The 11906-nt window shown below is 54.5% G+C and carries 12 protein-coding genes and 1 pseudogene; 6 read left to right on the forward strand and 7 right to left on the reverse strand.

Annotated features, from left to right (window positions below; all coding sequences use genetic code 11):
- Nucleotides 1-426: 426 nt before the first annotated feature.
- Nucleotides 427-1374, forward strand: coding sequence for an ornithine cyclodeaminase family protein (locus AC2FIS_RS21810; protein WP_496775371.1), 948 nt, complete (start codon nt 427-429; stop codon nt 1372-1374).
- 520 nt (nt 1375-1894) lie between these two features.
- Nucleotides 1895-2665, forward strand: a complete 771-nt coding sequence (locus AC2FIS_RS21815) for a lysophospholipid acyltransferase family protein (protein ID WP_496775372.1) — start codon at nt 1895-1897, stop codon at nt 2663-2665.
- Between the two features lie 329 nt (nt 2666-2994).
- On the opposite strand, the gene AC2FIS_RS21820 is transcribed toward AC2FIS_RS21815, so the two are convergent.
- Nucleotides 2995-3363, reverse strand: coding sequence for a hypothetical protein (locus AC2FIS_RS21820; protein WP_496775374.1), 369 nt, complete (start codon nt 3361-3363; stop codon nt 2995-2997).
- Nucleotides 3364-3846: 483 nt separating this feature from the next.
- Between AC2FIS_RS21820 and AC2FIS_RS21825 the strand changes: the two genes are divergently transcribed.
- Complete coding sequence (locus AC2FIS_RS21825) at nt 3847-4581, forward strand: TetR/AcrR family transcriptional regulator (protein ID WP_496775376.1); 735 nt, start codon at nt 3847-3849, stop codon at nt 4579-4581.
- A 122-nt stretch (nt 4582-4703) separates the two neighbouring features.
- Nucleotides 4704-5810, forward strand: a complete 1107-nt coding sequence (locus AC2FIS_RS21830; protein ID WP_496775377.1) for an alkene reductase — start codon at nt 4704-4706, stop codon at nt 5808-5810.
- A 451-nt stretch (nt 5811-6261) separates the two neighbouring features.
- Here the strand turns inward: AC2FIS_RS21830 and AC2FIS_RS21835 are convergent, their stop codons facing one another.
- The 6 genes and pseudogenes from AC2FIS_RS21835 to AC2FIS_RS21860 form a co-directional block, all read right to left on the reverse strand.
- Complete coding sequence (locus AC2FIS_RS21835) at nt 6262-6930, reverse strand: NAD(P)/FAD-dependent oxidoreductase (RefSeq protein ID WP_496775379.1); 669 nt, start codon at nt 6928-6930, stop codon at nt 6262-6264.
- A gap of 35 nt (nt 6931-6965) precedes the next feature.
- Nucleotides 6966-7439, reverse strand: coding sequence for an FAD-dependent oxidoreductase (locus AC2FIS_RS21840; protein ID WP_496775380.1), 474 nt, complete (start codon nt 7437-7439; stop codon nt 6966-6968).
- Nucleotides 7440-7466: 27 nt separating this feature from the next.
- Nucleotides 7467-7802, reverse strand: a complete 336-nt coding sequence (locus AC2FIS_RS21845) for a hypothetical protein (RefSeq protein WP_496775381.1) — start codon at nt 7800-7802, stop codon at nt 7467-7469.
- Nucleotides 7780-7926, reverse strand: a pseudogene (locus AC2FIS_RS21850) (cytochrome ubiquinol oxidase subunit I); the annotation flags it as partial. The gene AC2FIS_RS21845 and the pseudogene AC2FIS_RS21850, both read right to left, overlap by 23 nt.
- Before the next feature lie 421 nt (nt 7927-8347).
- Nucleotides 8348-8641, reverse strand: a complete 294-nt coding sequence (locus AC2FIS_RS21855) for a glycine zipper domain-containing protein (RefSeq protein WP_145975873.1) — start codon at nt 8639-8641, stop codon at nt 8348-8350.
- A gap of 151 nt (nt 8642-8792) precedes the next feature.
- Nucleotides 8793-9800, reverse strand: coding sequence for a helix-turn-helix domain-containing protein (locus AC2FIS_RS21860; protein WP_496775383.1), 1008 nt, complete (start codon nt 9798-9800; stop codon nt 8793-8795).
- 397 nt (nt 9801-10197) lie between these two features.
- Between AC2FIS_RS21860 and AC2FIS_RS21865 the strand changes: the two genes are divergently transcribed.
- Together AC2FIS_RS21865 and AC2FIS_RS21870 are read left to right on the forward strand one after the other, a co-directional pair.
- Entirely contained in the window at nt 10198-10578 is a 381-nt protein-coding gene (locus AC2FIS_RS21865; RefSeq protein WP_496775384.1) for a hypothetical protein, read from the forward strand.
- The gene (locus AC2FIS_RS21870) at nt 10575-11792 is read left to right on the forward strand and encodes an HlyD family secretion protein (protein WP_496775385.1); all 1218 of its coding nucleotides are present in this window, start codon (nt 10575-10577) and stop codon (nt 11790-11792) included. Before AC2FIS_RS21865 ends, AC2FIS_RS21870 begins: the two co-directional genes overlap by 4 nt.
- The last annotated feature ends 114 nt before the right edge of the window (nt 11793-11906 follow it).

Genomic DNA, 11906 nt, shown 5'->3' on the forward strand with positions numbered 1-11906 from the left:
CCATCCACGAACCAGACAGGAAATGTCCGGTTTGCGCGGATCGCGACCTGCTGCATGAGCGAAAGGCTGAAGTGTGATCAATGGCGGCTCAGGGCTCATACCTCCGGTCGGGGCACGTCGCAGAGAATGGCGGCAGAGAGCCCGGACCGGACGTTCCCATTCGCCTGAGATGCTGCGAGCGCATTTGGCAGATCGCAGCCCTAAGCCGACCTTCAAAGAGATATTGTAAACTTCGAATTGCGAGCAAATCAGGCGTTCTGCTAGGTTCACGTTTTCAGAAAAATGAAGTCGCAATTCTTTTCTGTGCATTGGATCGGGCGATTGAAAGTTACAGCGTAAATACTTCTGTGAGGGTAAACCGATAGGAAGAACTGCTGAAGACAATGTATTCAGTCAAAAAGCCAAATTGCTTAAGTGAGGGACCCTGTGACTTCTGAAAACGCCCTAATTTACCTGTCTGACGACGACCTCGGAAGTTTAGGTATCCAACCTTCTGAAGTTGCCGATGCCATCGAGTCCGCCCTAATAGCCAAGGTAGACGGAAAGCTTCACACTTCTCCCAAGACAGTCATCTTGCCCGGCGACGGGCGCTACGCAATGTCTACATTGGCAATGGGAGATGATGGATTCATCGTGACCAAGCAGGTTACAGTGTGTCCGGAAAATCCGGCGAGGGGTCTTCCCGCGATAAACGGTGCCATCATGGTTATGGATGCGCAAACCGGACTACTTCGTGCAGTCTTGGGAGCGAATTGGATTACGGCAGTCAGAACTGCGGCGCTGTCAGTGGTGGCAGCGCGTCGGCTTGCTGACCCTCATGCTGAAACGGTGGCTTTTGTGGGCGCGGGCGTGCAGGCTCATTCCCATCTAGCGGCGTTTTCAGAACTGTTTCCCCTGAAACGAATCCGCGTGTTCGGGCGTGGCAAAGATAATGCCGACAAGCTTTGTCGATACGCTCGGGGCATGGGTCTCGAAGCTGAAACATGCGCCAATGCTAGGGACGCTTTGAGTGACGCCGAACTGATAGTGACATCGATAACGTTGGACTACTCTATTGAACCCTTCTTGGATGCCCGATGGCTGAAGCCAGCGGCCTTCGCCACCATAACTGATGCCTGTATCCCATGGGTGCCGGCGCGCATGACTGCTTTCGAAACGGTAATTGTCGACGACCGTTTGCAGGAGTTGGAAAGCGACAAGCCGATGTTGCCATACGAGCAAATTGCTGGAGACTTGACGGAATTGGTCGCTGGCAAGGTCGACGCCCGAGCACGCAATAAACCGGCGGCTTTTGCTTTCAGAGGAATTTCATTGGGGGATTACGCTGCTTCGGTCCTAGCGGTTCGCCGGTTCACCGAAATACCCGTGAAGTGAGGCCGAAGACATGAACATCCACTTTGTAAATAGATACCGAAATGGTCGCTTGGAGCCCAAACTGTGAATTCAAATTTCTTGATGCGCGCGCTCGCAGCGGGATTGACGCTGCGGTCGCATCACCCTTCGCGCTGCCATGCGGCGCAAAGAGCGGTCATTCCGGCCTCCCAGCGAACGGTTTCGTAAGTGGAAAACGAGATACGGAACTTTGCCACCGTTTGTTTGATGTGTTCTGCGTGCCAAAGGACACAATCGACCACCTCCACCCGCGGTGGTCTTAGGCTCTTACCGATATTCTATGCCAAGGCCGGTCAGTTGGTACTCAAGTCACACTGAAGCACCAAGATACATTCCCCTACGTCGTCTTTTTTCATTGATATGGTACTGGCTTCGACAGATAGAGAGGTGGGCGGTGGCTGTCTTCCTTCGCAAGTGGCGCATGTCAAAGCGCTGCCGGAGGATATCCGGTGGCCTTTATTCACGGCTTACGCACCTGCCACAGGCCCTATCAGAGGATGTCATGCCCCTTTCACCTGTCGGTCAAGACCGCGCTACTCGCGCCATTGACCCATTGCCAATACGCCTTATCAAGCGCGCTATACTGGTTCTTATCGGCCTGTTTTATTTCCTCTTCGTGGCCTTTGCCCCTCTTCTTTGCGTTCGGCGCAGAGGGTTTCGGGGTTGGTATTGGCGCCTGGTGAAACGGTCATGTTCACGCTTGCTGTGGCTCCTCAGCATCCGCGTCGAGATGCGTCCTGAGGAAAAGAATGCCCTTGCCTCCGACAATAACAGCATCATCGTAGTCAACCACCGTAGCCATCTGGATGGTTTCTGTCTCATGCACGTGGTGCCCGACACCAAATGGTTCACTTTCGCGGCGAAATCAGAGTTCTGGAACAGCAAACTCCTGCGCACTGGTTTTGATGGAGCGGGTCTTGTCCCTATCGACCGGGTCTCCGGCTCAACGGCCATAGATACGCTGATAAAGGCCGTCCGGGAAATGCCTGCCCGCTGTTCCATTGTGCTATTCCCAGAAGGCACCCGAGCCAAAACAGAATCGCTAGGGGATTTTAAAGCGGGTGCTGTCTTAGTCGCCCGAGAAACCGGCCGTACGATCACCCCTATTGTCATCCACGACAGCGATAGTATACTTCCACGCGGCAAACATTTACCGCGCAGCGGGACGATCCGTGTGGAGGCATTGCCAGCATTCGCGTGCGATCCTGCCGCTAGCGTGGATGAGGATCTGACGCGATTGCGGAGGCAGATGATGGCTGTGTTTGAGCGGTGAAGTCTGTTTGACAGAGGTACGCAGAAACCGAGTTTGTTGAGTTTCGGCTGCGCGTAGCGGCAGATAGCAGATTAGTGGAGCAGCTGTACTTGTCGGTGGGACTTTCTCCAACGGGTATCGATATGCGACGACCTAGATAAGACCCGTATTTCAGTATGCTTTTAGCCAATCATATCTATGGTTGGACTGCTTGGTATTGTCTCTGAACCCTCAGAGGAGATTGGACATTTGAGTGCCCTGTTCTCGCTATTCTTGCCGGAGGCAGAAACAGCAGGGGAGACACGAACTTGCCAGATGCTGTACGACATATGAGTGACCAAAAGCTAACACTAAGCTGCCATCAGACCATCAGCTTCGCCTGCGATATCGACTATGCAGTCATCGCCGGTCTGAATGCGAATTGCCGGGCTTTCCCCTCCGAGTTCCAATTTGGGTGAGGTTAACCAGAACGCGCATTGCCACGGGGTCATTTCACGTGGCAGGGCTTTCAACACTTTTTCCATCAAAGGAAGCGGTGTTCCATCCTCAGCAAACTGGAAAGATGGATAGGCGTTGGCCCCATTGTAAGGCAACGAAAATACCTTCCCGGTTCGTGTCCAGATGTCGGCTATCCGCGTGATCTGCCAGGAGCCCTTTTGCCATTGTGCGTGCACGCCGGCATCGTCTAGCAACGGATACTCACGCGCAAAATCATCCATCCGGATGTCATTGACCGCGCAACAATGACCCTCGAAACTATGCAAATACATCTATTTACTCACTAAACTCACTAACAACTCATGAAACGATACTGCCAAAAAATTGTTCTAGCCAAAGTTAAGAAGTTCACATTGGGCAAACTTAACTTCAGCTAACCTCGCTATTTTAACCTAGCGCGCTGAAATTATTATTGGTTTGCTTACAATGGCCCGCCGTACTGATGCTCGTAAAACCAGTTCTGAATTCGTGGCTTTGTTACTCATTGGAGTAGTAATCCTCACAAGCTGAGGGCATTGGCCATGGATCTACCGAACCAATCTCTGGTTTGTGAGTGATCAACATCAACGCATTGGACAAAGCCGCCAGTCACTCTGTCCAGTGTTGGAAACTAGTACCGAGCGCGGGTTCTCTTTTCTACGATCACGATCCTCTTCGTCTGACACTCCCGCAAAAAGACAAAAGGTCCCGATCCTAAGACTGGCGTGACACCAAGCGGGATGGGGAGGTTTTGTATTTCTACCGACCTAAATTCCTTTCTCTGGCCACAATACGGACTGAACATTCCAAAAATTTCCTACCGCCACCTTGAATTTCTGGACCAATCATTCCAAATCATGCGCATGAGCAAAAAAACTCTCCCAAATGGCGACATCAAATCATCCGCAGGTCCAGGTAGACCTCGTGCCTTTGACGAAGCTGAGGCATTGGAAAAAGCCTTGTGCGTATTCTGGCACAAGGGCTACGAGACCGCGTCCGTGGACGATCTGACCAAGGCCATGGGTTTGAGTCGGTCTAGCTTTTATGGAGCATTTGGCAACAAGCAGGCTTTGTTTCACAAAGCCCTCAGCCACTATTCAAGGCGTGGTTTAAAAAATCTGCGTGACGTTGCAGATGCGGGCGGAAATGACCCCGTTGGTGCGATAATGGAAGCTTTGGCGAACCCGCAAGGTGGTCGTGACGGCTGCATGCTGATCAATTGCCTTACGGAGCTTGCTCCTCATGATGATGAAGTGGCGGCTCTCGGGCGACAGCATTTGGAGAGTATTGACGAGATTATTGCAAGAGCGCTTGAGCCTTCGGATCCGGGACAGGTACTCGACAAGGCACGCGCCTTTGCGTCCCTTGCAATCGGCACACTAGCCTTGCGTAAGGCGGGCGTTCCCGATGAGCAGATATCGCAAACCCTGAAACAAGCCCGGTTGGTGATTTCGCCATAAGGCCGCCCGCCACCAAAAGGAAATGAAACCTAACACAAACTCAAACAAGAGACAGTGACCCTAATATTGGACTGATTGGTCCAATAATATCTGATCGAAGTTTACCAAAGAAGGAAGCAGCAATGGCTGATGAAAAACTGTTCTCCGGCATCAAAGCTGGTGCAATCGAGCTGAAAAACCGCATTGTTATGGCGCCACTGACCCGCAACCGGGCCAGAGCCGAGGATGACAGCGTCCATGAATTGCAGGCCAAGTACTACGCCCAGCGGGCGGGTGCTGGATTGATCATCACGGAAGCTTCGCAAATCTCGCCCCAAGGCAAGGGCTATGCCTGGACGCCCGGCATTTATTCCGAAGCGCAGATCAACGGCTGGAAGAAAGTGACTGAGGCCGTCCATGCCAAGGACGGGAAGATCGTAATCCAGCTTTGGCATGTGGGCCGGATTTCGCATTACAGCTTGCAGCAGGATGGTGGCGCCCCTGTTGCACCATCCGCAATTGGAGCTAAGGCCAAGACGTTTGATGGTGAGCAGTTTGTTGAAACATCTGAGCCGCGGGCTCTGGGTATCGAAGAAATTGCTGGCATTGTCGCCGACTACCGGCGGGCCGCGGAAAACGCCCGGAAAGCCGGTTTCGACGGTGTCGAGGTCCATGCAGCCAATGGATATCTTATCGATCAGTTCCTGCGGGACGAGTCCAACAAGCGTGAAGACGCATACGGCGGCCCTGTAGAGAACAGAGCGCGGTTCCTGAAAGAGGTCATGGACGCAGTTGTCGATGTCTGGGGCGCCGACCGTGTTGGTGTCCGCCTCAGCCCGTTTTCAGACGCCAACAACATCTCCGACAGTGACCCGCAGGCGACATTCACCCATGCGGTCAAATTGCTGAATGGCTATGGGCTGGCCTATCTCCATTTCGTGGAGGGACAGACCGGCGGCCCGCGCGATATTCCGGAAGGTGGCGATCTGAAGGCGCTCTATGAATTGTTTGACGGTGCGAAAATGGGCAACAACGCTTATGACCGAGACATGGCGATTGAAGCGGTTGATACCGGCGCCGTCGATCTGGTGGCCTTTGGTCGGCCATTCATTTCCAACCCGGATCTTGTCAACCGGCTGGAGAAAGACGCCGCACTGAATGAGCTCGATCCAACCACTCTCTACGGCGGCAATGAAAAAGGGTACACCGATTACCCGGCACTGGCAGAGGAAGCGGTTGCCGCAGAGTAATATATCGCTCTTAACTCCGTCGTGATAGGCAATACCAAGCAAAGTGAGCGCGCCGGTTTGGACGCGCTCACCTAGCGGTTACGGCAATATCCATTCTTGAAGCGGGGATCTAACACAAGCCTGCGAATGAACTGCCTCCCTATGATCAGGGTTAAATATTTCCAGTCAGAATGCACTCTTGATTGAGAGGCGTCCAGTTTTAGTTGAAGAAGATGTGCCGTGACTACCATCAATTGAACGCGTTTCTCGAACAGCGCAATGTTATGGACAAATCGTGCAAACTTATGCGCAAATGGCGCGCAATATTATGGGCGAAAGTCTTCAATTTTTGTGAGTAAAATCAATGGCGGGGATGCAGCGTTATGAGCACACCTACACACCATGTCATTCGCTGCATTCCGTCTGAACGTCCGCTTTCGCCGCAACTGATGAAAGATGCTCGGAGCGCAGCTCAGGCTAAACAACAAATTCGCAAAGCGTCTAGGATCGCGGTGTGCATATTGCGGCCTGCGATCGCGTCACCAATTCGGGCCAGATAGAACTGGCCATCCGGCTCTTTGTCCCTGAACGGGAATGAACCATTGATCAGGGCGTTGTGATCGACCTGCCCAAGGTTTCGCGAATCTGGCTTTAGATCGTGATAGAGCTCGTCCATCGGGGTCAGACCATGCTCGACGGCAACGTGGTCGACAAGACGTTTGGTGATATCACCTGTCAAGATATGGCGCAGGCTGGCGCACACCCGGTTTCCCTCTTGGCTTACAGCACGGAGTTCGTGGAGGCAGGTAAAGGTCACCCCGTTTGCTGCCAGATCGCGCAAAGCAACGGCAGAGGTCGTTGGGCCAAGGTCGTGCAGAAGCATACGGTCGGGGGTCACAAGTTCGACACTGTGGCCGGCGCCTGCCAACGTGTCGGCCGTGACTGCCGCGGGATGGTCTCCGATCTCGTCGAACAATAGAACTTCGCCCGAGACACGTGCTTCTCCGGACAGAACCTCCCAGCTGGAGAGCGCCAGACCGTCGCCCGGAATGGATAATGGCTCGGGCCATCCGCCGGTAGTAACTATGACCAACTCCGGGGCTTCTCTAAGCACGTTACTGGCCTCGACATAGGTATTCATGCGGAGATCAACATCGAGGGCGGTCACCTCGGAATTTAACCAATCGGCAACACACCCCATACCTGCCTACGTGTCCTCCCCTTGGCTGGCAGAACAAGCTGCCCCCCCAGCCGATCTGATGCCTCGAACAAAACCACATCGTGACCGCGCATTGCACTGACCCGCGCCGCTTCCAGCCCGCCAGGCCCGCCACCGACGACAACCACCTTCCTTCGGGTGCGGCTGGCAGGAATGACATGGGGTAAAGTTTGCTCCCGCCCCGTGGCAGCATTGTGTCCGCACACGGCGGGTTTGCCCTGATTGACCCGGTCTACGCAATACCCGAGGCCGACACAGGGGCGGATGCGATCCTCTTCCCCGCGTTCAAGTTTTGCGACCAAATAAGGATCAGCCATTTGGGCGCGCGTCATGCCCACCAGATCGACATGGCCGCCGGTAACCGCGTGGCGGGCTGTTGCAATGTCCGGAGGCTGTGTGAAAACTCTGGCCGTCCCGCGAAATAGGCTCAAAACACCCTTTGTGTGCGCTCTCTCGCGCTACTGAGAGAGCTTTTGCACAGGTGTTGAAAGCGAGCGCGACGAGAGAGATCCTGGTCCGGAGTTTTCACACTCTCTCTCCGCGATGCCGCCTGCATGCAGGATCGGCAGGTAGACGGCATCGCGGATGCGCCCGGCCACAGCAATATGCGGGGCGGCTGGCAGACCCATAGGGGGCACCCGTTCAGCAAGACCAAGGTCATCGTAGGGTGCCCCGACCAGGATGTTGAGCAGGTCGACATGGCCACTGTCTTCCAGCATCCGGGCGGCGGCAACGCAGTCCTCGGCGCTCAGCCCGCCCTCAATCAACTCATCGCCGATAAAGCCAAAGGCCATTGAGGACGGCCAGGAAGCTTGCCAAGCCGATGGAAAAGGCCGGGAAGATGATGTGGAACGACACAGTAAAGGCAAACTGGATGCGTGCCAGGGTCTCTGCGTCAAAGTTTGCTATTAGGTTCATTGCCGTTTCCTTTGGCGTCGGATTGCAAAGAGCGGCAGTCACCTGGGTTGCCTCGGTTGCCAGCTCGTCGATGTCATTCAGATGAGCAGGATTTGGGGCGGAGGCCGTTTCAGTTCGTTTGGGTTCTGGGCGGTTGTTTTTGGATTTTGGACAAACCCAAGTCGAGAAGGGCAAGAATGGAAGCGGAATTTGAAACGCGAAGTCAGGGCACGGCCGGTGTACAAGTGTCCTAAACGAAGTTGCCACCCGGCTCGTTTGTGAGCCGGGTGGCAACCTATCAGAAACTGTGCGAGTTCTGTTCGGGGTGGTCAGTCACGCTGCGTCTGGATGCTAACAGCGCAGAGCCCATGGACCTTATGCTGACCGGTCAGTTCTGTTCGGCTGTGTTTCCTCCTTTTTTCGTTGCGTTTGGGATGGCGTTTCAGTCCTCGTTCCAGTCCTTATGGTCATCTTTGAAATCGTCGCGGCGTTCTTGTGCTTCGTCCTGCGCGTCTTCGAAATTGTCCTTCTGGATCGCACCGCCTACGGCACCAACCGCAGCGCCGGCGGCCGCGCCGCCTACGATGCTTTCGCCGGCAATGCCCGCGACAGTAGCGCCGACAACTGCGCCTTTGATGGCTTTATCGGTGACATAATCAGCATGAGCTGTGGCAGCCATGGTGATCAGAAGTGCGCCGGAGATCGGGGCGATAAAGAATTTCTTCGAGGTTTTCATAGGTTCATCCTTGTTCTGGGTCAGCAACCACCGCGGCTGCTGTGTGCCATTGAACTAGGTGACCCCATGGCCTGCTTTCTTTTGGGGACAGGACAAGGTTTTGTGGATCTTGGACATCTTTCGGCCCCGCGCGCTGCACAGGTCAGGAGACTTAGCGGCCAGCTTTACGAAACCTGGCTGGCGTTTCACCTGTCCATCGCTTGAACGCCACTGAAAAAGCCGCCTGATCCGCAAATCCAAGCATGAAGGCAACGCGGGCAACACCCTCCCCACTACGAAGCATCCGTTTGGACAGGTCGCACAACACCCCCTCTAAAAGTGCTCTAAAGCTTGTTCCCTCGGCTGACAGGTGCCGGGTCATTGTGCGTCGCGTCAATCCAAGCTCTCCGGCTATTTGATCGCCGTTTGGTATTGGACCGGGAAGACGTTCCCCGAGCATCTCTATAATGCGATCAGACAGACTTCGGACCGCATCAGGTTGAGCCTTTAGCTGCTCTTCCCCATGCCGGCGCAAATGCCCCAACAAAGTAGGGTCTGCAGTCGGGATCCGAAAACTCATACCGTTTGGGGGCAGAGCCAACGCATATCCGGACTTGAACCCTTCTACGGCGCACCCGGCCAACTCGGCCAGCAGCTTACAATGCTCGACGTCGTCCGTTTCCAACTCGATTGAGATAGGGGCAAATCCGCCCGAGGTGATCTGTTGAACGCGCTTATAGAGACCGAAAACCAGCATTTCGCGATGGCGAGGATATTGATGCGCCGGGATCACGCTACTTTCCAGCGTGATCTTGGGTTCATCAGGCGCCCCTACAACATCCAGATGCAGGTCAGGGTCTTGCATTGCATAAAAGCGCTGTGTCAATGCCAGTGCGTCTTCGACCGTTTCTGCTGCCCGCACAATGTAAGCCAAAAGCGTTCCGGGACCTTGCGCAGAAAGCCCCACCCGCGCGGCAAAGGTCTTGTCTTCTAAAACACGACACACAGTTTCAACGGCGCCCGCTTCATGAAGCAGTTCGACAGTGGCGTCTGGGCTGTTGCCGATATCCGAGGGTGCCCCTGCCATTTCCAGAATTTCAGGAAACGGAATGCGCGCACCGGGCTCTTGCGAATAACGCAACCCGACACTTTGCAGTCTGTATGCACTGATCTGCGGCACTTTCGCTTCCTCCCCTGATGGGCACACACCGCCCTGTAATTCCTGCAATTGTCCAAAAGCCAACAACAAATGTCCAGAACCCTAAGGATCGCGGGGGCGATGACGGTTAGGTCCCGATCATCAGAAAGGACAAGGCAATGATCTACTTCGCAAGGTACTACCGCGTTTTTAAGGCAATCAACGACTCTGCCAGACAGGAATTGTCCGGAGGCAACATTTACGGCCTGCACGCTTCGTTGCTTGGCGAGAAAACACCGAACGGGCGTCGCTGGGATCCCCCCTACGCCCCGCCGGAACAACCCTCAGAACCATCACAACAACCGACCGAGAACTGACGTTCTTCAAGACACCGAAATCTTCACGCACCGCGTGACTGCGTAAATCAAGGACCTGCAACATGAAACCACCCGCGTTCCTGATGGCGCCTGTACTCGGCATCATCTCAACTCCTGCCTTCGCCGCTGGCGGCGATCCCAGATGGTGGGTCGCGCCTAACCAGACTGACACCTATGCTTGGGTCGGCCTGATTGTCCTCTTCCTTGCGATCCTACTGGTCGTACATCTCTATGCGCGCTTTGAACGTTATACAGAGCGCAAATCAACCGGCACTCCGCTGCGCACAACCGTTCCGATGATGCTTACCATAGCCCTGGCGTACGAACTGATGCCCGCACTCAGCCACTTCAGCATTCTACTGCCAGCCGCCCTGATCCTGACCGCAATCGCCCGCGACTTCATGTTGTGGTGGCGTCCTTCGAAAGAGGAGTTGGTAAAATGATCGAATTGCTCGTCACTTCTTTTCCGTTTGTCCTGCGCGTGATCTACCTTAAATGGCGCGGGCTGCCTGTCACCCTCTACAACGTTCACCGGGCTCTTTTCATGTGGTTCGTTCTGGCCCTGGTCGTGTTCTTTGCTGTGTTCTATTACTACCCCAAATCCTACACGGGTCTTGTGCCCTTCAGAACTGTTCCAGTCGTCGCCGAGAACGGCGGAACAGTGACAGATATCTATGTAAAGGGCGGTGATCGGGTAGAACCGGGCGATCCGCTGTTTTCGGTCGAGAATGCGTCTGAACAAGCCGCTGTGGAGTTCGCGACTCGTAAAGTAGAGGAAATTGAAAGCGCGAAACTGGCAGCTGAGCTGCAAGTCCAAACCGCGCAGGCTGTGCTGGATGCTGCGATTACCGTTAGAGAGCAGGCCGAGTTGGTGTTGATGGATCACGAAGCACTGCGAGCGAAGGACTCTGCAGCATTTCAAGTGAGCCAGCTGGAACGAGCCCAGGCAACCTTGAGTACTCGGGAAGCAGAGGTGGAAGCTGCTGAAACCCAACTTGGCGTGGCCCAAGTCCAAGCTAGTGCTGTTCTGCCTGCCCAACTTGCATCGGCGCGCGCGTCGTTGAAGCAGGCTCAAGTGGAACTGTCAAAGACGTTGACGCTCAGCTCTGTCGACGGTGTCGTTGAACAGGTCACCCTAAATGTCGGATCGCGCGCAGCGCAAGCTGCAATGAGCCCCGCCATGCTAATCGTACCCGATCGGAAAGATGCCGAGCGAGGACGTATCGTTGCTGGTTTCTCGCAGGTTTCACGCACGGAATTGTACGAGGGAATGGCGGCAGAAGTGGCATGCGAAAGCAACTTCAACATCTCGATGCGCAATACCGTTCTTCCCGCAAGGATCGTACGAATTCAAGAGTCGATTTCTTCCGGTCAGCTTGCGCCCAGCGGTCGCCTGATCGAGCCGAGTGAAAAGGCAAAACGAGGTCAGATCGTTGTGCATCTTGACCTGATACACCCAGAGCACCGCGATCTTTTGGTTCCAGGCAGTGGTTGCATCGTCCAATCTTACACCACCAATTTTGAAGGTGACATGGAAGGCACAATTGTCGCTCACGGAATCCAGGCCATGGGTATCATCAAGGCCGTCGGTTTGCGGATCAAAGTTTGGTTCGGTCTGACTTCGGGTATCGGCTTGATCGGCGGTAGGCACGCCTGATTTTCCAAAGACCCTCATTTTCAATAACGCGGCTTCCGACAAAAGTTGGGAGCCGTTTCGATAACTTGCAGCCAGAGAATACGCCAAACAAAATGAGAGCTTTGTCGCAATTTC

The sequence above is a fragment of the Ruegeria sp. CDSB113 genome (assembly GCF_059611045.1).